Consider the following 21624-nt stretch of genomic DNA (forward strand, 5'->3'; position numbering starts at 1 on the left):
TCGGCGCGGCGCGAGGCGCTCATAAGCGCCATCGCTTTTTCAACTCCGACGCGAGACCTGCTGACATGCGAGCATCCAATGCAGCGACGTGAGAACCGGCAATTGTCCGGGTTGTTCCGCCCGGCGCGCACATCCTTTGGGATTTGCCTGCTATCCGGCGCGCTCGCTTCAGATATTTGCAATCGACCGCAAAAGCCGGCGCCTATCGAGGCCCCTATGTCCGCGCGCGAGGCGACGAGCGGCATCAAGCTCCTGACGGCGCAAGAGGAGCCGCCAGCGCAAGCAATGCCCTTGATCGACGCGCGTTTCACCTCGCCTAAAGCCAGGTTGATCGGCATGGTGCGCGCCGAGGCAAAGACCAGGAATCTTCCAGAAGACCTCGCAGAAGCCGTCGCCTATATCGAAAGCGCCTATGATCCGGAGGCGAGGGGGGCAGTGGGGGAGGTTGGGCTGATGCAAGTGCTTCCCAGCACCGCCGCCATGATGGGCTTCAAGGGCGCCATGAGCGACCTCGCTGCGCCGCAAACCAACATTTACTACGGCGTGGGTTACCTCGCCAAAGCCTGGCGTATGTCGAACGGCGACATCTGTCGCGCATTGATGAAATACCGAGCGGGCCTCGGAGAAGAGCGCATGACCGCGCGTTCGATCGACTATTGTCGGCGCGCAAAGCTGTATCTTTCGCAGATCGACTCCGGGTTCAAGCGCGAGGACGCAATCGCGCCGCGACTCATTTCAAGCGCGAATGCTGAACCGCGCGCGATTGCCCCGACCTTAAATGTGTCAGCCGGGGCGCCGCTTCCGGCCAAACTTCTTATTAGGCCGCAATCGCCAAAACGGTTCAAAAGCTCCGAAAATTTCTGGGTGTGGCATGAGGCGCGCATCCGGGCGCTCAAGCAAAAGGTGCACGCCAAATGGGGGCGTTTCCTATTTGCCCGAAACAGAGGCTGACGGCCGGGTTAGGCCATGCTTAAGCGCCGAGCGGGAATCCAATGCCGCAAACGCGCTGTTGTTGCACTGGATTCTCGATCGCTCGCTACGCGAGCGTCGGGAATGACACCCAATCAAGCGGATCTCGTATCAGTAGTGCAGCACGAAACTCGTTTGGGCGGCGTTCAGCGTTATGTAGGAAAGGTCCGCCAGCACCTGAAGCGTCTTTCTCAGCTCGACCGTCGGCGCGTTGCTGATGTAGATGACGTCGCTGTGGATGACGTCGATTTGCTGGGACGCCAGCAAATGATTGGGATCTCTTAGATCAAAGTGATAGATGGTCGGGACGGTCGGCGTAACGTAGCTCGCCACCGGGCGCCCGATTTTCTCGAGCGCTTGTTTCTTCTCCCAGCGGAGCAGAAACACGCCTGTCGGATCGGCTTGCGTATCGAGAAGTCCTTGCGCGCGGCCGACGGCCTCCGCAAGGGTGATCTTGGGCACGTCGATTGGATAATGGCCGCTTTTGCCTGCCGCTCCGAGCGCTGTGTAGAATCTCGGCTCGCGTCGCAAAAAGACTGAATCCCCCGGGCGCAGAAAGATATTCTCGCGGGGATCGGCGATGATGTTCTGCATCATGGCCGTCGCGGTCTTCCCGCCACGATTGATCGTGATGGAAGTCTCGTAATCGGCCCACTTCGGGCCGCCTGCGAGAGCGATGCCCGCGAGCAGTTTTTGGCCAGCCCAGTTGACTGGGAAGCTACCGGGCCTCTGCGCTTCGCCGAGAACCGAAAAGAGGCTCGAACGCGAATCGACGAGGCTGACGACAATCTGCGGCTCGACCGCTCGCGTTTTGAGCTGGCTGACGATTTCCTGCTCGAGCTGACGGGTTGTCTTTCCTCTCGCCATAATGCGGCCGGCGTAAGGAACGCTCACGGTTCCGTCTTGCTCGACGACCTGCTGCGGGAAATTCACGTAATTGCCTTGTCGGATCGTGTCCGTTGCGGCCGGCGTGAAAAGCCCTCCCGCGGAGGCTTCGTAGACCGAAAGTCCGATGACGTCGCCAACCCCGATCGTGACCTGCGAGGGACCTAAGCGGCCGCCGCCGAAGTGGCCATAGAGGCTGTCGCTGGACCGGCGTCGCAGGATCTCGAGGATCGGGCTGGAGTATTCGATCAGCTCATAGTTCGGGCGGAGTACCTCGCCATCTTGGGTTACCGCATTCGCGTAAACAGCCTCGATCTGCGGCCCTGAGCCGGGCGTGAAACATCCTTCGAGGGCGAGCGGCAGCAACAGCAAGCCCGTGAAGGGGATCAAGCCTCGCATGGATCGGGTAATCCTTTTCGTTGAGCTACACGGCGATAGGATGCGTTACGCTATAGATATTTCCGCATGAACGTCTCATGCATCCGCCAATTTGCGCAATCGAGAATGTTACGTACGTACGAGAGTTTATGCTCACTGTTGCAATCTCACAACAAGCAAAATGGCCAAGACCCAGATAATTGGAACCCTCCGGCGCCAAGAGAATGGCGTCACAAGGGCGTCAACTTTCGAGGTAATCTCAATGTTTACTGGGAGTTGACCTTGTTGCGACGCGATCGGTCGCCAGGTCGACGAAAATTACCGCGACGAGATGCTTGGGCTTGAGCATTATCCCGGCGAAATCCGTGTTCTTATAGTTAAGGTCGCGCTCGGATCGGTCGCCGGGCTTTGCACGATCATCTCGGCAACACCGGCGAGGTCCGGGCGCCGCTGTGTCGCTCTGCTCACCGCATATGGACATTCGAGATTGGCGGGTCGAGCGGACGCTCAAGACGCGAACACGCCTATGCCAAGGCAAGTCCGGATTACCACGACTTCGAGCGTGAGAGATTGGCGCCGCTACCTTTGACCAATTCAAAGATGTGCGCGCCCGGGCGCTAATGCCTCAGCGACCGAGTAGCGCTTTTTCGTTTCGAAAGCGCCGCTTCCGATTGAGGAGAACCGAATCCGTGGCCTCCAAAACCTTTATTACGACCAGTTGGGACGACGGACATCCGCTGGATCTGCGCGTGGCGGAGCTACTGGCGAAATTCGATGTCTCCGGCACGTTCTACATCCCTCGCGCCAATGAGAAAGCAACTCTGACAGAATGCGAAATCCGCGAGTTGAGCGCGGCGTTCGAAATCGGCGCGCATACGCTTGGGCATCAAGTCCTGACCGAGGTTTCCCTTCCACGCGCAGAGGCGGAGATCTCCGGCTCGAAAAGCTGGGTCGAGAGTGTCACGGGCGTCTCTTGCAGAATGTTTTGCCCCCCTCAGGGGCGATACAGCCGTCAGCATATGCTCATGGCGGAGCGGGCGGGCTATGTCGGGTTTCGAACCGTTGCGCTGCTGTCTCTCGATCTTCCGCAACGCGTGGGCGGCATCATGCTGATGCCGACGACGATCCAGGCCCACCCCCACGACGCGATGGTCTATGCGAGAAATACATTAAAGCGGGCGGCGCTCAGGAGCATATGGCGCTTCGTCACCCATGGCCGCTCGCGCGATTGGCCCGTATTGGCGCGCTCGCTCGCTTGCGAGGCCACGACAAGAGGGGGCGTGTTTCACCTCTGGGGCCATTCATGGGAGCTGCAAGACAATAATCAGTGGGAGCGTCTGGAATATATCCTCGCGCTTCTCGGCGACCTGGCAAAAGACGCGCGCACGCTCTCGAACGGGCAATTATGCGCCGAAGAGAGTCGCTGAGACGGCGATGCATTTCCAAATTTTGAAGGCAGCGAGGGCTCCCCGATGGACATCGTCGTCGCGCACGACTTTTATCAGCAAAGAGGCGGAGAGGATCAGTGCGTCGAGGACGAGGTGAAAATGCTGAGGTCGCACGGCCACAATGTGATCGAATACTTTGTCCACAACGACTCTCTCGAGGGGATGCCGCCCCTCACGCTCGCCGCCAACACCATCTGGAGCAGACAAGCATTCAACGACCTTGGCGCGATCGTGCGTGACCGCCGCCCCCAGGTCGTGCATTTCCACAACACTTTGCCGCTGATTTCTCCCTCTGCATATTACGCAGCCAAGCAGCACGGCGCGGCAGTCGTTCAGACCCTGCATAATTACCGGCTTCTTTGCCCCAACGGGCTTTTCTTCCGTCAGGGAAGGGTGTGTGAAGATTGCTGCGACAAAATGGTTCCTTGGCCCGCGATCAAAAATAAGTGCTACCGCGCAAGTCGCGCGGCGACCGCGACAATCTCCGGGATGCTCGCGATCCATAAACTCGCAGGGACATGGCGCAACGCCGTCGATATGTATATTGCACTTAGCGAATTCGGCAGAAGCAAGCTCGTCGCGGGCGGCTTTCCAGCCAGTAGAGTTGCGACGAAGCCTAACTTCCTCGCTCGTGACGCCCAGCCGGGTCCCGGGCGCGGCGGCTACGTCATATATGCTGGACGCCTTTCTAGCGAGAAGGGCGTCGATCTATTGCTGGAGGCCTGGGGCGCGCTCGGCCGCGAGGTCCCTCTCAAGATTATCGGCGACGGCCCGATGGCGGGGCGCGTAAAAGATGCGTGCTCGAAAGAGCCTGCGATCGAGTGGCTGGGCCAGCTCGACATAGAAGCTGTCTACGAACTCGTTGGAGACGCCGAAGCGCTGATTGTGCCGTCAAGATGCTACGAAAATTTTCCGCGCGTGATCGTCGAGGCCTTTGGCAAAGGAACGCCCGTCATCGCGCCAAGCTTCGGGCCCATTGGGGAGATTATTGAAAATGGCGTGACTGGCCTGTTGTTTCGACCGGGCGATGCATCGGATCTTGCACAGAAAATTCGAGGTATGATGGCGGATGGAGTCGCGCGCGCTCATATGCGCCGAGCCGCTTATCGGGCCTATGCTGACAATTTTACCGAAGACGCCAATCACAAGTCGCTCATGCGAATCTACGAACAGGCCATCGCGACGGCGGACGCCGGGAAGAGCAGGCAGCGCCAATCTATACGCGTTTACGCCGAGACCCGCCAAAAAACGCCTCAGTAAATCGAGTCGAACAATTTCCGGAATTGGCTCGCACCGGGGTCTGTCATACGAGATTCGGTTCTGCGCCGTCCCCGACGCTCGCGCCGTTTGGATACACAGGAAATCACCGCCGTCATTGCGAGGAGGCGGACGACGCAATCCAGCGCCACATCGCTGCCCTGGGTTGCTTCGCTTCGCTCGCAATGACGGGCTCTGGGCAAAACCAGCGCTCTTGTGGCTCTGGATTCCCGATCACGCGCTTGCGGGCGGGAACCGCGCCCGACAAAGCAAGCGGATCACGACCTCCATCGAGCGGATAAGCTCTGCTCCGCGTCGCGACTTTCGATGTACCGCGCCGGTAAACGCTTTTCGATCTCGGCGTAAAGCGCCGCCGTCACGGACGGCCACTTGTAGCGCTGGTAGCGTCGGACTGCGCCATTTGCCAAATCGAGACGCTTGTCCTCATCCAGCGCAAGAGAAGCTATCGCATCGGCAAGGGCGCCGACGCATTCCGCCTCGCTTCGCCCCGCGGCCGGAATGACGCATCCGCAGGTCTCGTCCACCATTTTCGCCGGACCGCCCAACCCCAGGCAGATCGCGGGCAATCCATTGGCGAAGGCTTCGAGCACCACGGTCGGTGCCGCGTCATGCAGGCTGGGAAAAAGAAAGGCGTGATGTTCGCGAAACATCGTCAGCGTTTCGTCATGGGGCGCCTGACCACGAAATCGGACATGCTCGGAAACCTCAAGACGCTGCGCCAACTGCTCGAAATCCCCTCGCGCGGGCCCGCTTCCGACGAGTATCAATGTCGCTTCGGCGCCGCGCGAACGGGCAGCGGCGAGCGCGCGGATGGCCAGATGGCCGCCCTTCCAATAAACCAGCCGTCCCGCATAAAGCAGCCGAAATGGACGACCCGGGACGCGACGCTGCGGTCGCGTTTCCTCAGCCTCGGCGATGCCCATTCCGACGTCGACGACGGCTTTGTCCCGGTATCGAGGCGGGACCGCGGCGAGAGATTCTTCGGAACGCACGAAAATAAGCGCGCCATTACGGAAGGCCGAGCGGGTAAATGGGTCGATCCGCAACGCCACATTGTGCATGTCGCGAAAAAGCTCCGAAAGCCGATCCTTCAAAGGCATGCTTTTGCGTAGCGCAAACGGCGCTCTTTCGCCGCCGCCTAAGGGGCCGATCACTGTGGGAAGCCCAAGTGACGCGAGAAGCGTCGGATAGCGGATTCCCGCCAGCGTGACGTGGTGAATAATGTCGAAGCCTGCGTGTCGATAACGGCGCCAGGCGCGCTGAAGCGCGCAAAACTGCCATAGGAAATTCACCGTGTGCCAGGTGAGGGAAAAGAAACCCATCTTCAAGCCGCGGTCCCGCAACGCCTCGAGCCAGGGCGGCATGTATATGTCGAAAGTAAGATTTGGCGGCAAGGCTCCCGCAGCGATCTCTCTTTCTATTTCGGTACGGAACTCTGTTTGGGTCAGCACATGAACAACATGACCCAATCGAGCCGTTTCGATCGCCATATTCCAGCCGACGCCAGGCTCGGATCCCTGCCCCGGGCCACATGAAAATGCGCTCATGAGGATCTTCACAGCAAAGCCCCGCATAATTGACGTTAAACGGATCGGAGAGTTTTGCGAGGCGCGAAGATGCGCTACGCGGACCTTGAGCAAATTCTTAAAGGCGTCCCTTGCAGGTTGGAAAATGCTCTTCGGAGATAATCCGAAGTCGCATAATTCTAAACCTATGCTTGGGCATGAATTTCATGCCGGACGTTCTGCTCGGCGTCATTCGAATCCCGCGGCAAAGCAGTTCGCGTCAGCGCGGCCTTTATAAGAGCAACCAGGTTCTCGGACTCCTCGGCCGGTATTTCCTCCAATCGAAGCCGCTCCAAGACAAGCCTGCCGCTCCTCGTGATCGCGGCGTCTCCTCTCATCGCGTCGACCCAAGTTTCGATTTCCCGCATTTCATCCAGCCGGCGCCTTGCATGATGGACGTAGGTTGGAAGCGTTCGACGCAGAAACTGCAACATGCCCGGATAGAGTTCCTCAAAAAGGCTTATCGTGAGCTCGAGCTGGCTGGAGTTGGCGGCGGCGCCCATCGCCTCCAAAAAAAGAACCGGCAATGTTTTTGTCACGCTCGCCATAGACATTTTAACGGCGGCGGCTGCGACGAAATCGTCGCCTGCTATTTTGACTCGCGTAAGCGGTTCGAAAAGCGCCGCTGCTTCACGGGCGTTCTCTCCGCTTATGACGATGATGTTGTCTATGGTCAGGCTATCCGATGGACCGAACACGCTCACCTTCGCAGAAGCGACATCGGCGGGCGCGAGCGCGTCGAGCACGTCTTGCGCCGTCAATGGCGAAATAGAGTTGCCATCCACATAAAGGGGCCGAGAGGAGGATGTCAGAATGTCGCGCTCGCTCCGGCGCCGCGCAACCAGTCGAGCGACAGATAATGCCTGGGCAGGGGGCACAAAAGAAAGGATCACATCACACGCGTCGATTACTTCAGGAAGCAATGTCGTCAGAACAAGGCCGGCTTCGGCGGCGCGCTGCCTGGTTTGTTCGCTTCGACCGGAAACGTCGCAGAAGACTTCATGGCCCGTCGCCGCCAAAGCGCGCCCGATTGCCGCGCCAAGGCCTCCGGGAGACAAAAGTGCAATTCGGCTCATGAGTTCTTACCCGCCTGGACTCCGGGAAGGCGCAAGTCGATAGATTTCCCGAGGAGTCTCGCGCGGCACATCTCGACGAGCCGTAAGGCGCGCTGCGCATTGCAGTAGAGGCTCGGCGCTGGGTCTTTCCATGAAAAATAGGGAAGGACGCGCGCGCGCGATATGCTGCGCAACCATTCAAAAAGGGTAATCTCGCCTCGCGATCGCAATTGCAAAAAGGTGCGGAGATCCTCAGCAGGTAGCCAAAATACCAGATCCCTTTTATAATCCTGCGTCGGGATCACCGGCTGACCTGTCAGACGGGCGTAGGTGATCCAGGCAAGATCGACGCCGCTTGCCACAAGCAAAGGGTCTCCCAAGGTAAAGCGGGCGTTGGCTTCGATGACCTTCAGACGGCCATCCCGTAGGTCGCGTTTGAATTCGATATTTCCGATCCCGCGGAGCTTCACATGTTTGAAGAATTTTCGTCCTAGCTCGGCGGCTTCCGGATTCCAGTCCGAAATATGGTAGCACGCGCTGCCCGTGTGTATCGGGGAGCGGCGAAGCAATCGCTTTGTAAATTCGACGATCGGCTCCCCTCTTTCATCCATGTAGCAATAGTAGCTGCAGAGGAGATCGTCGCCGCCCGGAACAAATTCCATTGCAACGGTCTTGATCCCTGTCGCGAGCCGATCCTTGAGAGCGAGCAGCTCGCTCTCATTGCGAGCCATCAGGAATTTTCCGCCGAGCCGAGCCGAGTCCGGAGAATAGAGAGGTTTGAGAATGAACGGAAAGCGAAACTTGGACGTCAGCTCGGAGAGTTGAGCAGCGGAATCGACGAGCGCGAAATCGACCGTCGGCACGCCGGCCTCCCGAGCTCTATAATAGGTTTGCAGCTTGTCGAGGAGGCAAAGCCGGGTTGCTGGATCACCCTCCTCGATCAGAAATTTGCGCGAGAGCGCTTCACTATTTTGAGAGATCAACTTTATTGCGGGATCGCTACAGGCAAGCAGCGCCGCTCCGCCAAGGTAATCCGACTCCGGCCCAAGCAGGAACTTTTCCCATGACGCGGGCGATCCGCCATCGGACATGCGTAGCCATGTGACGCCGCGAGAGTATCGAACGGGTTCGCTCGCATCGCAAAGGACATAAACTTTGATCCCTTTGCGGATGAGGCTGCGCGCCACAGACAAATTATTGTATGTCCCGTCGATAACGATCGCCGCGGCTGGTTGCTTTTGAGGGGAACTGAAATCGCTATGATCAACCATGAACGCTCCTCGCAGGATTTCAGCCGGGTGGGACGAACCCGTCTTTTTTCAATAATGGTGACGAACGCCAGGGCCATCATTGACCGCCAAGCCGGCGTCGTCATCGCCAATCGTTCGAGTATGTGCAGCGCGCGGACCTCTAAATGTGCTCAGAACCTCCACCCTAAGGAGCCAAGGATGTCGTCGACCCAGGCATTCGAAAAGGTTCCTGCCCTTAGGCTCCGCCGGTAATCCGCGCTTCTACGCAGGTAGTCCTGCAGTCGGTCGCGGATTTCGATCGCGTGCGCCTGTGGCACAATGACGATTCCGCTCGAGTCTCCGACAACAATGTCGCCCGGGTGGACGACGACGCCGCCGCAGCAAACTGGATAATTGATTTCGCCGGGGCCTCTATGGAGCGGCCCTACGGGCGTTGTGCCACGCGCGAAAACCGGAAAGCCGGTTTCTCGCACGCCGTCTATGTCGCGCACATATCCGTCGACCACAAAGCCAGCAATGCCCCGATGCTTCGCCTTTGTGCAAACCATGTCGCCAAGCACAGCGTTTAGAGAAGATCCTCGAGCGTCGATAACGACGACGTCGCCAGGCCGCGCGACATCGAGCGACTTATGCACCATAAGATTGTCGCCAGGAAAAACCCGCACTGTACAGGCTGGTCCGATCAATCGCTTTTCAGACGCAGCCAGGGACTTGATTTCGGGATCGACAGCATAGAGCCTGTTCATCTGGTCGGAGATATCGGCGACGTCGAGCCCTTCGAATGCCTCCAGCAGCTCAGGCGCCGGCCTGTCGAAATCGAGTCTTATGCGGAATCCGGGGCCAAGGTGGATCTTTGCTGAACGCGGCGGGGTCACCCCCGTCGGCACGACATTTCCCGTCGAAGACACGGCTGTCGAAGCAAATTGTTTCATGAGCGTGTTTCCCTCGTGGGATCGGAAATGCGTGCGCTCCATCCACGCCCGCTGTCTTCCTTGCCCACCGCGTCGAAAAAGTTTTTCTCCGCCAGAGAAAAAACTTTCACAGATTCAATGCCACATCCTGGGCTTCTACTGAATTAGATATACGGGCTACCTCTAAGGGGCCTCTGCAGCGCTCACTAAAGCGAGGCGATGGTTTGCGAATGTCATATGAATTTTGGAGTGGCGCGGGGAAGCCTTCATCCAATCGGAGGCATCCTCGAGAGTTAGTCCCGGGCGCCAAGCTGCATCCGCTTGCGCAATATCCGTTCTGTCGTCGTCCGCATATCGTTGGCGCATCAGAGCCGAGCGCGATGTATCGGCGAAAGAAGGATGCGGCCATTGCGAGCTTTCGAAAGACCTTGCGACGCTTCTCGTCACGGCGCCGGTCCAGCGACTGTACGAGAAAAGATCGCTGAGGATGTAAGTGTGTTTGGGGTTAGGCTTAGCGCTACGAATCTCACAGAGGCGTCGGAGCTTGTCGAGCGAGCGATCCGTGAGCGTCGGAAAGTCTATATTTGCGTCACGGACGCAAACGCGCTTCTCGCCGCCCGGCAGGATGCGACGTTGAACGAAATCTATCAGAACGCAGCCCTATCTCTGCCGGATGGAATGCCCATCGTGTGGCTTTCGAAGCTGCTCGGAAAATCCGGGGTCGAACGGGTGCGTGGAACGGATTTCATGCGGGCAGTCACGGCAATGTCGTGCGGGCTCGGTCTGCGTCATTTTTACGTTGGCGGGGCTCCGGGAACCGCTGCTGCGCTGAGCGCGAAGCTGATCGCCGCTCATCCTGGGCTCAAAGTGGTCGGCGCACTCTGTCCTCCCTTTCGTGAGCTTTCGGCCGCCGAGAACCTCGAAACGGTAGAGGAGATCAATGCGGCGAGGCCGGATGTCATATGGATCGGCCTTGGCGCGCCCAAGCAGGAACGCTGGATGGCGGCGAATTTCGACCGCATCGACGCGCCCGTCATGGTTGGCGTCGGAGCGGCCTTCGATTTTTTGGCAGGAACCAAACCAGAGGCGCCGAAATGGCTGCAGCGAAGCGGTCTGGAATGGCTTTTCCGATTGGCTTGCGAGCCGAGACGGCTCTGGCGACGTTATGCGATCGTGGTGCCCACCTTCCTATGTTTGAGCGCACGAGAATTGTTGCTGCGCCGTTTGATGAAGATGCAGAAGGTCTAAGCTGTATTAGCCGAGGCGTTCCACTGACTGGCGGATTCAACACACCGCACGCTTAAAGTGGTTCGCGCGTGGCGCCGCGGAAGAGGAAGGCCCTTTGAGTGTGATCAAACAAGCAAGCAGCGCGTCATACCTGGGAGCACATGCATAATAGAAGCAAGATCAATCCGGCGGAGTAACTCCCTAGAGCAATTGAGTAGAATAGGCCAGGACACATAAAAGTATATTTCTCGGGCGAAACTATCGGCGGAGAAATATTCAATGCTCTGGCAGCGTTTATCTCCTCATGTCGTTCGCAGCGCATCGTCGTGGTGGGAGGGAGCAGGAAGCACATTCAGCTCGGACAGATCGAGATGGCGCATCTCATATCCCTATGTGCTGGCGGGTGTGGCGCTGTCGGAGGCTGCGGCAATTTTCGGCGGGGCTCTTGCGGTCGAGTATATTGGGCAATCTTTCCTGTCGCTAACGCCCTTTCTTGACCGAACGATTGCGCTGAGCGAGGTCGGTTTCGTTGTTTACGGCTTGCTCTGCCAATCAAAAGGTCTTTATCGCATGAGCGCGCTGCTGGACGCGCGGCAGCATCGGAATCACGTCATTCTTTCATGGTTGCTGGCGCTAGCGATGCAGCTTGCGCTCATCTACCCCTTGCGGCTGGCGGATTCGTTTTATGTCGGGCTTTTGTTCGCTTCAGGGGCAGTCGATCTGGCGTTGTTGCTCGCGATCCGGCGCGCGTTTGCGCGCGCCCTGCGAGCCTTCACAGCGAAACATTCGGTAGCGGGGCGTCGGGCGGTCGTTATCGGCGACGCCGAGGAGCTAAGGCGTTTGAGCGCCGCACATCTGAATCTGTCTTTCGGGCTCAGTGAGGTTGCTCGCATAACGCTCGATGACGAGGCCGCTGCAAACGGCCAGCTAACGGAGCGCGGGCAGTCCAAATTGGAGGAAGCCAGGAGAATTTCCGCCGAGACGAACGCGGACGAGTTCGTCATTGCGTTTCGTTGGCGCGACGTAGATCTGATCGCAGAGATAGACATGCGCCTGCGCTGTTCGGCGCTTCCCGTGCGTCTCATTCCGGACCGATCTTTACGGACATTGGTGAGCAGCGCGACATCGATTGAAATGCCACGCATCGCGATGAGCGCGACAGAGCGCGCCATCAAGCGCGGATGCGATATCGCACTCGCGTCCTTAGCGCTTCTCTTGCTTTCTCCCGTCATGCTTGCGACGGCGATCGCTATCAAGCTGGGGAGCCCAGGCCCAGTCATATTCCGGCAAATGCGGAGCGGATTCAACGAAAGGAAGTTCGTCATCTACAAATTCCGTACGATGAACGTATTGGAAAATGGCGCGTCGATCGAGCAAGCGCGGAAGAACGATGCGCGGGTCAATTGCGTCGGCCGCGTGTTGCGCAAGACGAGCATCGACGAGCTGCCCCAGTTGTTCAACGTGCTGAAGGGCGATATGTCGCTTGTCGGACCGCGCCCCCATGCGCTCGCGCATGACGCTCAATATAAGGCGCTCATACAGGACTATGTGTATCGCTTACATGTCCTTCCGGGCATGACCGGTCTGGCGCAAGTGAATGGCTTTCGTGGCGAGACGGCTATGCTCAGCGACATGAAACGGCGCGTTGATTTCGACGTTCTTTACGTGAAGAATTGGTCGCTCTGGCTGGATATGTGGATACTGATGCGCACGCCGGTCGCACTTATCCTCGGGCGCGCCTATTGAGGCGGCGTGTCGATGAGAGCGACGGAGGACTCTCGATTGCTTGAGGAGTCGAGCTTTCCTTTGGCGCTCTCGGCGACCAGGAGCTGGTTTTGGCTCAGAGCCCAGACGGCGGCCTGGGTCCGATTTTGTAGTCGAATTTTGCGTAAGATTGCTTTCACATGCACTTTGACGGTCGCCTCTGCGATGCCGATTCTACGGGCGATCGACTTGTTGGAGTCGCCATCGACGAGGCAGCGCAGGATGCGTCGCTCTTGGTCCGAGAATTGGGGCGTCGTCTCATTCTTTGCCAGCGCGTTATGCTGCGCGCGTTCGCCAGCCACGGCCGTTGCGTCGATCCTGCATTTCAATTCATTCACCGAGGTCTCGGTTTGCAATTGGGGCAGGGCGGTTGGAGCGCTCTTGGAGTTGACGAGCAGCGTCGCGAGAAGTTGTTGCGGTAAGACGGTCTCTCCGAGCATGACGAGTTCTAGCGCCTTGATGAGCGCCTCGCCCCGCATCGAGCTACTGAGGAAGGCCGAGACGCCCTCTTGGAGCAGTGGCGCCAGATCGCTGTCCAAGCTTGGCGCAAGCACCGCGACCGGCGCGTCCGCACGAAAGCTTTTGAAGAGTCTGATCTGACTGAGCGTGTCCCGGAGATCCTGTCCGAGGTCGATGACCAGCAGGTCGGGTTTCTGGTCGCGGATCAACGCTATGGCGTCCGCGTCTATTACTGGAGCGGATAGGATGACGTCGAAACGGCTTGTTTGAAGTATTTCGACAAGACCGTCTCTAAACAAGCCATTGCGCTCAACTATGGCAGTCACGACAGTCTTGTGGTCTGGATAGCTGCGCCTGTGCATAGGCCCTCCGGGAACGAGAACGCGAGCAATATAGAATAGTGCTCGTCGAGTTATTTTGAGGTCATCCCGACTTCCTACCTCTAATTAAAAATAGGTGAAGCATCAACGCATTTTTTGAAAATATGGCGTGTATTGTCCATAATGCGCGGCTGCGTAACAATACGTATGACCAATTGACTAATTCAAACGTGCGCGAGCCAGTGTGGGCATCTCCGGCAATTAAGGGTTATACGTTTTGCATGCGTTGTTTTGACCAAAAACTCGCGTAAACTTTCCTGAAGCATTGTTTAGGACCCGTCGTTAAAGCGACGGACTTTCATTCAATGGGCAGGGCGCATGCTAGTGAAATTCTCGAGACAGAAACCTCTTGGAAGCAACAAGACGCGCGGGAAGCGGGTGGCCGAGGGGCCGGAAGACATCGGCGGCTCGGGGGCCAAGCATGGCAAGCAAACGCTTCGGGTTGGCTCCAAAGCGCTTCACGCGAAAGGCCGCACGCCGGCGATGAATGGTCGGAAGCGCTTTAAGAAGCGTCTTTGGTCGAGTTGCCCGCAAACAGCGGCGACGCCCGCCTCGATCGATCTTTTTTCATTCGGCGTTTCCGCGCAACGGACGCAAAAGATGTCCGAGCCGGTCGAGCGGGCTTCGCCGATGCAACAGCCCTCGGATCACGCCGTGAACCGGGGCGCCGTCTCTCGGAAGGCGTCGCTCGGAAAGCGAATTCTTTTTATTGCGGCTGGCGCATTCCTGGGGGGCGGCTTGGTCGGTTTTGGCGGGCTCTTATTTAGTCCGACCTATTCCGCCAAATCGCAGCTTCTGATCGAAATGCAAAAGGACACCGCTACCGGTGCAGAAACGCCAAATGGCGCCCAGCCGCCAGCGGCGCCCGTTCAGCCTGCGGCAATCGAGACCGCTATGGCGAAACTTCTTTCTCGCGACTTTCTACGCCGCGCGATGCTCGGAATATGGGAGCCGTCCCCCGATCCGGTTAGCTCGGCGGCGGAGGCCACGGGCGGTTTCGAGGCGTCGCAGACCGGTCAGCTCAGCGTCTCCGAGCTGAAGCGCCGTTTCGAAATCTGGTTAGGCGCATTGACGAAAAAGCCATCCGGCGGCGGGCCCCGGCCAGAGGATTTCGAGAAGCGCGTGAAAGTTTCTCAAGAGGGTCACTCGGATGTCATTTCGATAAACTTTTCGTCTCCAGATCCAATCAAGACGGCTGGTCTTGTCAACCGGATGGCTGATCTCTTCGTCGCCAGCTCTGTGGAAACGAAGCGAAATGCGCTGGAGCTCGAACTGACCCGGATATCGGCCCAACTGGATGTCATAAGGTCGCAAGCAATACAGACGGACAGCCTGGCTCGAAATCTCCTGCAGAACCAGGCAGAGGCGATTCACGACGCCAGTGGGCGCAACAAATTCACGGATCAGCGTATCCGCGAAGCCTTGACGCAGGCGTCCGCAGCGCGGCAATTGCAGCCAGCTTTGGAGCGGCAGGTGAACATTATCCGCGAGCGGATAGCGCACTGCAAACCGGATGCGCGGGTTCTCTCTTACGCCCCGATACCGGACAGGCCCAGCTCGATAAATCCTCTTCTGCTGGTGATCCCCGCGATGCTCGCCTTCGGCTACGCAGGAAATTGGCTCGCAGCTTGGCTGGCTCAATTCGATCGTCGGATAAGGACTGAACGGGACGTTATGACGTCACTGGGCGTTCCTTGCGCTGCGGTCGTGCCGCATATTCGGCTCCCAAAGAAGGAATGGCCATATCGAAAGCTGCTGATGGAGCGCTCCACGCCCTTTGCGCAATCTGTTCAATTATTGACCGACGCCCTGCAACCGGAGTTTCGAGTGGCGCCGGGGAACGCATCGAAAACGGTCATGGTGACGTCAGGCGGCGCAGACGAAGGCAAGACGACGCTCTGCCTTAGTCTCGCTGTCCTCTCCGCGATCCATGGACGGCGGGCGGTGGTCGTCGATTTCGATATCTGGCCCCAGGCTTTGCAACGTGATGGCCTGACGACCGGGACGCAGTCTTGTCTCGATCCAGGCGTGTTCGATCGGAGCATATTCGACTCGATCCAACGGATTCAGAGCCTAGGCGTCGACTATCTTCCCTTCGGCCGAATTTCCGACGATCTATCGGAATCGAATGCGGCTGTGCGCTTGCTTGCCGTGCTCGCGGCGCTGCGAGAACGATATGACTGGGTGTTCTTCGACGCGCCTCCGTTGCTCGACGTGGCCGATACGCGTTTGCTGGCGCGTTTCGCTGACGAAGTCCTTTTCCTTGTGAAATGGGAGAGCACGCGCTTCGAAGACGCCCGCAACGCGATCGAGCTCCTCAAAGATATACGCCGCGAAGAGACGACCGTCGTGCTGACGCAAGTCAATCTGAAGAAGCACGCGCAGAGCGGCTATGGGCGCCTCGCCAGTTATCTCATAAGGCACGAGAAATACGCGTCGGCAAAGAGGAAGGAAAAACGTCACCTTGATTTTGGCGCCGTTGCGACGAAGACCGCTCAGGCGGCGGAGGCAAAATAGCAATAGGCGGCGCGGGGCAGAAGGTAGTCACTCGTTTGCCTCGACGTGTATCGAGTTAGTGTTGGAGGAGCGAGCACATGGGCAGACAGCGCATATGGGTGGCTGGCCACAAAGGCATGGTTGGCTCGGCGGTAACCAGATGTTTGGAGTCGCGTGGCGACGAAGTGCTGAAAGTCGATCGCTCCGTCGTCGATTTACGGGATCAGCGGTCGGTCGAGTTGTGGCTGAAGCAAAACCGCGCGGACGCCATTATATTCGCAGCGGCGAAAGTCGGCGGCATATTTGCAAATGACGCATTCCCGGCCGAGTTCATATACGACAATCTCGCTATCGAAACGAATATCATTCATTCTGCGCACGCCGCTAACGTCGACCGGCTCGTGTTCCTGGGATCCTCCTGCATCTATCCAAAGTTTGCGCCGCAGCCGATCAAGGAGGAGGCGCTGCTTTCCGGGCCCCTGGAGCCGACAAATGAATGGTATGCCGTCGCCAAGATCGCAGGCATCAAGCTCTGCCAGGCGTATCGCCGTCAATATGGGCGACGTTATATCTCCGTGATGCCTTGCAATTTATATGGCCCAAACGATAGTTTCGACCTGACGACCAGTCATGTGCTGCCCGCGCTCATGCGGAAATTCCACGAAGCGAAATGTGACGGCCGTCGGGACGTTGTGGTCTGGGGAACGGGTTCGCCGATGCGTGAATTTCTGCATGTAGACGATTTGGCGAAGGGCGTGGTCTTCTGCATGGATCATTACGACGGTTACGAGCATATCAATTGCGGCGCAGGGTCGGAGATCCCGATTCGCGATCTTGCGGAGCTGATCGCCTGCGCCGTCGGCTTCACCGGAAACATCGTTTTTGATTCCTCGAAACCCGACGGAACGCCGCGCAAGCTGATGGACTCGAGCCGCATCGCCAAGCTCGGGTGGCGGCCGCAGGTGGCGCTCAAAGACGGGATCGCGAGCACATACAAGTGGTATCTTGAACGCCTCCACCAATCGGATGCATGCGGGGCTGTTGCTGCTTAGCGGGCGTGCCCATAGGCCTGGAATGCAGAAGTAAAAGTCAGTTGTGCTGAGGCTTTGGTGCATGAGCGTCAAGACGATCTTGTTTGACATATCGAACCATGGCTTTGGGCATCTGTCACAAACCGCTCCTGTTATCGACCGGTTGCAGGAGCGCTTTTCGGGCCTCCGGATCGTCCTGCGAACCAAACACCCGAGACGCGTGGTCGAAGAGTTCATTTCCTCCGGCATCGAGATCCTCCAGGCGCCTATGGACGTAACCGTCGACGCTCCGGATGCGATGTCTGTCGATTTGGAGGCCAGCGCGGCCGCCTATATGCGTTTGTATGCGGCGTGGGAAAACCTTTTGGATGTCGAGTCGCAATTCATGCGGGCGCTCGAGCCGTCACTGGTCGTGTCGAATATCAGTCCACTGAGCCTCGCGGCGGCGCGTCGCGCGGGCGTGCGCAATATCGCCCTATGTTGCATGAATTGGGCGGATATTTACGAGAATTTCTTCAGTGGTCGTCCCGAAGCTTCCTGCGTCCTTGGAACGCTGCGCGAGGCTTATTCCACTGCGGAATTGTTTCTACAGCCGCGCCCGCATATGAGCATGTCGGATATTTCGAGTGGGCGGCCGATCGGGCCGATCGCGCGCAAGGGCGTCCGACGCAGGGACGAGTTGCGCAAACGGCTCAATGTGGGTAATGGCGAGAGGCTCGTGCTGCTGACCCTTGGAGGCTTGCCAAACCCCGGCTCGCTCGATCTTCCGAGGGTAGATGGCGTACGTTGGTTGGTGCGTCGCGCGATCGCGCCGCTTCGCGACGACGTATCAGCCTGCGAAGCGTCGGATCTATCGGTGCTCGACCTGTTGTTTTCTGTTGACGCGGTCATTTGCAAGGACAGCTACTGCACTGTCGTTGAAGCAGCCTGTGCCGCGGTCGGAGTCGTCATTGCGCCGAGAAAAGATTGGCCGGAGACCGACTGCCTTGTCGATTGGGCGGAGCGTCATTGCAATTTTGCATTGGCGTCAGGAGGCCTCAACGATCCACGCGGCTTGGCCGTCGAGTTGGAGAAGGTACTTTGCGGCCCACAAAGGGCCCCGATAGAACCGACTGGCGTCGATGAGGCGGTGGAGGCGATCGCGGCGGCCGCGGGCCTTTAGCGCGTTCGAGGAAGACGGCCAAGCGCGCGCCTTCGCGACTCAAAATGGCTAAGTCGATTGGAGGCGTGGGCGCGCCAGTGAAAGCGAGGTCCGCTCTGGACCGCGAGCTTCAGGCTCGCCGCCGCCAAAGCGAGGCTGAAGGCGCGCGGTCCTCGGCTGCAGACCAAGACATCAGGAGGGGAGCGCAAGGTCCGATATGGCGGCCGCCAGAAACCGTCCCGCTTCTCCGCCCGACACGACGCGATGGTCGAATGTCAGGCTTAAGGGAAGCGCATGTGAGACGGCCGGCGCGCCATCTCTGGCTTTCACCTCGGCTCTGATACGGCCCGCCCCGAGTATCGCGACCGTCGGCGGCAACACAATGGGCGCGGCGTAGCGGCCGGCGATCGTCCCGAAATTCGACAAGGTGATTGTCGCGCCGCGCAGCTCTTCCGGTGGGATACGCCTTTCGCGAACATCGGCGCGCATGCGATCCAGTCCTCGGCGCAGATCGGCTGGATCGCGGTTTCCGACGTCGCGTAGAACAGGAACAAAGAGCCCGTCTGGCATATCCACGGCAATGCCAAGATCGATTTTTCGCAGTATCCGGCGGGAGAGCGTTGCGCTCTCGAACCAGCAATTGAGGCCCGCCTCAGCTTCGCAACCTTTCACAAGCGCGCGGATCAGGCGGATGGTGACATCCGCGCCAGCCTCCCACGCGTCGACGACGGCGTCGTCCATGATCGTCGCAGCGGCCACCTCTGCTTGCGCAAAGGCCATGTTTTGCGCCATGGCGCGTCTTGGACCTCTCAAAGGCTCGGCGGGCTCCGTCTCGCTCAAGACCCTGGCGACACGGCGCACATCATCGGGCGTGATGACGCCATCCGCGCCCGACGGCGTCACCATCGCCAGATCGACGTCGAGCTGTCTTGCCAGCGCACGCGCCGCTGGAATCACCCGCACGGAACCGTGGGAGCGGCCAAGAGACGTCGGTGCTTCACGCAATATGTTCGCGCCGCTCTCGACGGCGCCGACGACCGTGCCGGCGTCGTCGTTGGCTTGCCCTTCAAACTCGACGAGAGGCGCGCCGACGCGGATAATGTCGCCGGCGTTTGCGAAAAGCCGTTCGACGCGGCCTGCGCAGGGGGAGGGAATCTCAACGACCGCCTTCGCGGTTTCGACGGCCAGAAGTGGCTGATCGACAGCGATCTCTTCGCCGGGCTTCACACGCCATTCGACCAGCTCGGCTTCCTGCAAGCCCTCGCCGAGATCAGGCAATCGGAATGTCCTCATGACCCCTCCATGGCGCTGCGCACGGCCTCGACGATTCGATCCACGCTGGGGATGTATTGGCGCTCCAGGCGGGACAGCGGCACGACGACGTCATAGGCGGCGACGCGCTTCACCGGCGCAAGCAGCGAAAACAGTGCGCGCTCGGCAATTTCAGCGGCGATCTCGGCGCCGAAGCCGGCCGTGCGGGGCGCTTCGTGGATGATCACGCAGCGACCGGTCTTTTCGACGGAGCGTAGAATCGTTTCCACGTCGAGCGGCTTGATGGTCGCGACATCGATAACCTCCGCGTCGACGCCTTCCTGTTCGAGAGCGTCGGCTGCGGCGAGAGTCTCTTGCATCATCGCGCCCCAGGCGACGAGCGTGACGTCCTTGCCCTCGCGCGACAGAAAGCAAGCGTCGAGCGGCAGGCTTTCCCCGTCGTCCGCGACCGCCTGCTTGAATAAGCGATAGAGTCGCGTCGGCTCGAGAAACACGACCGGATCGGGGTCGCGCATGGCTGCGAGCAGCAAGCCATATGCGCGCGCTGGCGACGACGGGATCACCACGCGCAAGCCAGGCATATGCGCGAAGATCGCCTCCGGGCTCTCGGAGTGATGCTCGGGGGCGTGAATGCCGGCGCCATAGGGCGAACGCAGCACCATCGGGCAGGTTAGCCGCCCGCGCGTGCGATTGCGCAGACGCGATGCATGGTTGATCATCTGATCGATGGTTGGATAGATGAAGCCTGTGAACTGGATTTCCGCAACGGGCTTCAGCCCCATGGCGGCCATGCCGACGGCGACGCCCGCGATGGCCCCTTCGGCAAGCGGCGTATCGATCACCCTCTCGCACCCGAAGCGCGCTTGCAGGCCATTGGTGGCGCGAAATACGCCGCCATTGACGCCAATGTCCTCGCCGAGCAGCAACACGCTCTCGTCATTCGCCATCTCGTAAGCGAGCGCGTGGTTGACAGCTTCGACAAGGTTCAGCTCAGCCATGGCCGCCTCCGTTGCGTGGCGAGAAGCGGCGGGCCATGTCGCGTTGGTAGGAATAAGATGCGGGAAGCGCGGCGTAGAGATGGTCGAACATGGCGTCGCAGTTAGGTTGCTGCGCGCCGAGATAAGCGTTTACCGCCTGCCCAACCTCTTCCAGACATTGGCGCTGCAGCGCGTCTTCCTTTTCTTGGCTCCAAGCGCCTTTTCTCGTGAGATAGGCGCGCAGCCGCGCGATTGGTTCGCGCATCCATTCGCGTCGCACGAGTTCTGGATCACGATAGCGTGTGGCGTCGTCGGCCGTGGTATGGTCGCCGAGGCGATAAGTGAGGGCTTCGATCAAAGTGGGCCCCTGTCCGGCGCGCGCCTTTTCGATAGCCTGGCGGACAGTGTCATAGACCGCCACGACATCATTGCCGTCGACCTGCCGCCCCTCGATGCCGACAGCGACGCTTTTTTGCGCCAGTGTGGCGGCCGCGCATTCGCGCGCGCAAGGCGTCGAGATCGCCCAGCCATTGTTGTTGATGACGATCACGGCTGGCGTTTTCCAAACGCCGGCCATGTTCAAAGCCTCGTAGAAACCACCATTGGCGGTTCCGCCGTCGCCGATAAAGGTGAGAACGACGCGGTCTTCGCGCCGTAACTTGAAGGCATATGCCGCGCCCACTGCATGCGCGATCTGCGTTGCGACAGGCACGCAGTTGGGAAAATCGAGGCGAGGGCCCGCGAAGTCGCTGCCCCTCTCGTCTCCGCCCCAATAGAGCAGGCATTCGGCCATGGTCATGCCGCGCAGGAATTGCGCGCCGTGATCTCGATAGGATGGGGCAAGAACGTCGCGCGCCTGCATTGCGGCGGCGGCGCCGACGCCGACGGCCTCCTGACCAAGAGCGGACGCAAAGGTGCCGAGCTGCCCCGTGCGCTGCAAGGCGACCGCCTTGCCGTCGAAGATCCGCGTGCGCGTCATCGCCCGATAGAGCATCACGAGCAATTCGTCGCCAACAGACGAGGGGATCGGGCGGCATAAGGCGCCTTCTGGCGAAAGGAAGCGTACAGTATCTGTCTCTGGGTCAACGCTTGTGTGAATGCCCATGCGAGACTCGTCGCGTTCAAGTCACAGCGCGAA

The 21624-nt window shown here is 59.2% G+C and carries 18 protein-coding genes; 8 read left to right on the plus strand and 10 right to left on the minus strand.

The window, feature by feature from the left end:
* The first annotated feature begins 216 nt into the window (after positions 1–216).
* A complete protein-coding gene (locus tag QNA11_RS16985) occupies positions 217–951 on the plus strand; it encodes a lytic transglycosylase domain-containing protein (RefSeq protein ID WP_283483910.1) in 735 nt (244 codons plus the stop codon).
* A 129-nt stretch (positions 952–1080) separates the two neighbouring features.
* Here QNA11_RS16985 and QNA11_RS16990 read toward each other — a convergent pair whose 3' ends face one another.
* The gene (locus QNA11_RS16990; RefSeq protein ID WP_202071434.1) at positions 1081–2253 is read right to left on the minus strand and encodes a polysaccharide biosynthesis/export family protein; all 1173 of its coding nucleotides are present in this window, start codon (positions 2251–2253) and stop codon (positions 1081–1083) included.
* 668 nt (positions 2254–2921) lie between these two features.
* Here QNA11_RS16990 and QNA11_RS16995 point away from each other — a divergent pair.
* Complete coding sequence (locus tag QNA11_RS16995; RefSeq protein WP_202071435.1) at positions 2922–3659, plus strand: polysaccharide deacetylase family protein; 738 nt, start codon at positions 2922–2924, stop codon at positions 3657–3659.
* Positions 3660–3704: 45 nt separating this feature from the next.
* The gene (locus QNA11_RS17000; protein ID WP_283483911.1) at positions 3705–4940 is read left to right on the plus strand and encodes a glycosyltransferase family 4 protein; all 1236 of its coding nucleotides are present in this window, start codon (positions 3705–3707) and stop codon (positions 4938–4940) included.
* Between the two features lie 275 nt (positions 4941–5215).
* Here the strand turns inward: QNA11_RS17000 and QNA11_RS17005 are convergent, their stop codons facing one another.
* The 4 genes from QNA11_RS17005 to QNA11_RS17020 form a co-directional block, all read right to left on the minus strand.
* Positions 5216–6505 (minus strand): glycosyltransferase family 4 protein, encoded by a 1290-nt coding sequence (locus tag QNA11_RS17005; protein ID WP_283483912.1) that lies wholly within the window; start codon positions 6503–6505, stop codon positions 5216–5218.
* A gap of 164 nt (positions 6506–6669) precedes the next feature.
* Positions 6670–7599, minus strand: a complete 930-nt coding sequence (locus QNA11_RS17010) for a DUF1932 domain-containing protein (RefSeq protein ID WP_283483914.1) — start codon at positions 7597–7599, stop codon at positions 6670–6672.
* A complete protein-coding gene (locus QNA11_RS17015; protein ID WP_283483915.1) occupies positions 7596–8765 on the minus strand; it encodes a carboxylate--amine ligase in 1170 nt (389 codons plus the stop codon). Before QNA11_RS17015 ends, QNA11_RS17010 begins: the two co-directional genes overlap by 4 nt.
* 233 nt (positions 8766–8998) lie before the next feature.
* Positions 8999–9760, minus strand: a complete 762-nt coding sequence (locus QNA11_RS17020; RefSeq protein WP_281929092.1) for an RraA family protein — start codon at positions 9758–9760, stop codon at positions 8999–9001.
* A 378-nt stretch (positions 9761–10138) separates the two neighbouring features.
* Here QNA11_RS17020 and QNA11_RS17025 point away from each other — a divergent pair, with 378 nt between their 5' ends.
* Together QNA11_RS17025 and QNA11_RS17030 are read left to right on the plus strand one after the other, a co-directional pair.
* Positions 10139–10987, plus strand: coding sequence for a WecB/TagA/CpsF family glycosyltransferase (locus QNA11_RS17025; RefSeq protein ID WP_502867542.1), 849 nt, complete (start codon positions 10139–10141; stop codon positions 10985–10987).
* 258 nt (positions 10988–11245) lie between these two features.
* A complete protein-coding gene (locus QNA11_RS17030) occupies positions 11246–12712 on the plus strand; it encodes an exopolysaccharide biosynthesis polyprenyl glycosylphosphotransferase (RefSeq protein ID WP_283483917.1) in 1467 nt (488 codons plus the stop codon).
* On the opposite strand, the gene QNA11_RS17035 is transcribed toward QNA11_RS17030, so the two are convergent.
* Both QNA11_RS17035 and QNA11_RS17040 read right to left on the minus strand, forming a co-directional pair.
* Entirely contained in the window at positions 12706–13515 is an 810-nt protein-coding gene (locus tag QNA11_RS17035; RefSeq protein ID WP_283483918.1) for a LuxR C-terminal-related transcriptional regulator, read from the minus strand. The two genes, QNA11_RS17030 and QNA11_RS17035, sit on opposite strands and share 7 nt — an antisense overlap.
* A 1113-nt stretch (positions 13516–14628) precedes the next feature.
* Entirely contained in the window at positions 14629–15210 is a 582-nt protein-coding gene (locus QNA11_RS17040) for a hypothetical protein (RefSeq protein WP_283483919.1), read from the minus strand.
* Between the two features lie 33 nt (positions 15211–15243).
* Here QNA11_RS17040 and QNA11_RS17045 point away from each other — a divergent pair, with 33 nt between their 5' ends.
* From QNA11_RS17045 to QNA11_RS17055, 3 genes are all read left to right on the plus strand, one after another.
* The gene (locus QNA11_RS17045) at positions 15244–16086 is read left to right on the plus strand and encodes a tyrosine-protein kinase family protein (protein ID WP_283483920.1); all 843 of its coding nucleotides are present in this window, start codon (positions 15244–15246) and stop codon (positions 16084–16086) included.
* Positions 16087–16163: 77 nt separating this feature from the next.
* On the plus strand, positions 16164–17117 hold the full coding sequence (gene fcl, locus QNA11_RS17050; RefSeq protein WP_283483921.1) for a GDP-L-fucose synthase: 954 nt from the start codon (positions 16164–16166) through the stop codon (positions 17115–17117).
* A 61-nt stretch (positions 17118–17178) separates the two neighbouring features.
* Positions 17179–18258 (plus strand): hypothetical protein, encoded by a 1080-nt coding sequence (locus tag QNA11_RS17055; protein ID WP_283483922.1) that lies wholly within the window; start codon positions 17179–17181, stop codon positions 18256–18258.
* A 171-nt stretch (positions 18259–18429) separates the two neighbouring features.
* Here the strand turns inward: QNA11_RS17055 and QNA11_RS17060 are convergent, their stop codons facing one another.
* The 3 genes from QNA11_RS17060 to pdhA are packed head-to-tail and all read right to left on the minus strand — an operon-like array spanning position 18430 to position 21591.
* On the minus strand, positions 18430–19530 hold the full coding sequence (locus QNA11_RS17060; RefSeq protein ID WP_283483923.1) for a dihydrolipoamide acetyltransferase family protein: 1101 nt from the start codon (positions 19528–19530) through the stop codon (positions 18430–18432).
* Positions 19527–20507, minus strand: a complete 981-nt coding sequence (locus tag QNA11_RS17065) for an alpha-ketoacid dehydrogenase subunit beta (protein WP_281929068.1) — start codon at positions 20505–20507, stop codon at positions 19527–19529. The genes QNA11_RS17060 and QNA11_RS17065 overlap by 4 nt, the downstream gene beginning before the upstream one ends.
* The gene (gene pdhA / locus QNA11_RS17070) at positions 20500–21591 is read right to left on the minus strand and encodes a pyruvate dehydrogenase (acetyl-transferring) E1 component subunit alpha (RefSeq protein ID WP_283483924.1); all 1092 of its coding nucleotides are present in this window, start codon (positions 21589–21591) and stop codon (positions 20500–20502) included. The genes QNA11_RS17065 and pdhA overlap by 8 nt, the downstream gene beginning before the upstream one ends.
* Positions 21592–21624: the final 33 nt, after the last annotated feature.

Source organism: Methylocystis sp. JR02 (assembly GCF_030063565.1).
GTDB lineage: Bacteria > Pseudomonadota > Alphaproteobacteria > Rhizobiales > Beijerinckiaceae > Methylocystis > Methylocystis iwaonis.

Excerpts from the sequence above, each read along its gene's own strand:
- pdhA (WP_283483924.1), bottom strand. The coding sequence starts at position 21,591 with ATGGGCATTCACACAAGCGTTGACCCAGAGACAGATACTGTACGCTTC.
- QNA11_RS16985 (WP_283483910.1), top strand. The coding sequence starts at position 217 with ATGTCCGCGCGCGAGGCGACGAGCGGCATCAAGCTCCTGACGGCGCAA.
- QNA11_RS17010 (WP_283483914.1), bottom strand. The coding sequence starts at position 7,599 with ATGAGCCGAATTGCACTTTTGTCTCCCGGAGGCCTTGGCGCGGCAATC.
- QNA11_RS17005 (WP_283483912.1), bottom strand. The coding sequence starts at position 6,505 with ATGAGCGCATTTTCATGTGGCCCGGGGCAGGGATCCGAGCCTGGCGTC.
- QNA11_RS17000 (WP_283483911.1), top strand. The coding sequence starts at position 3,705 with ATGGACATCGTCGTCGCGCACGACTTTTATCAGCAAAGAGGCGGAGAG.
- QNA11_RS17020 (WP_281929092.1), bottom strand. The coding sequence starts at position 9,760 with ATGAAACAATTTGCTTCGACAGCCGTGTCTTCGACGGGAAATGTCGTG.
- QNA11_RS16990 (WP_202071434.1), bottom strand. The coding sequence starts at position 2,253 with ATGCGAGGCTTGATCCCCTTCACGGGCTTGCTGTTGCTGCCGCTCGCC.
- QNA11_RS17065 (WP_281929068.1), bottom strand. The coding sequence starts at position 20,507 with ATGGCTGAGCTGAACCTTGTCGAAGCTGTCAACCACGCGCTCGCTTAC.
- QNA11_RS17060 (WP_283483923.1), bottom strand. The coding sequence starts at position 19,530 with ATGAGGACATTCCGATTGCCTGATCTCGGCGAGGGCTTGCAGGAAGCC.
- QNA11_RS17055 (WP_283483922.1), top strand. The coding sequence starts at position 17,179 with ATGAGCGTCAAGACGATCTTGTTTGACATATCGAACCATGGCTTTGGG.
- QNA11_RS17045 (WP_283483920.1), top strand. The coding sequence starts at position 15,244 with ATGACGTCACTGGGCGTTCCTTGCGCTGCGGTCGTGCCGCATATTCGG.
- QNA11_RS17025 (WP_502867542.1), top strand. The coding sequence starts at position 10,139 with ATGCGGCCATTGCGAGCTTTCGAAAGACCTTGCGACGCTTCTCGTCAC.
- QNA11_RS17030 (WP_283483917.1), top strand. The coding sequence starts at position 11,246 with ATGCTCTGGCAGCGTTTATCTCCTCATGTCGTTCGCAGCGCATCGTCG.
- fcl (WP_283483921.1), top strand. The coding sequence starts at position 16,164 with ATGGGCAGACAGCGCATATGGGTGGCTGGCCACAAAGGCATGGTTGGC.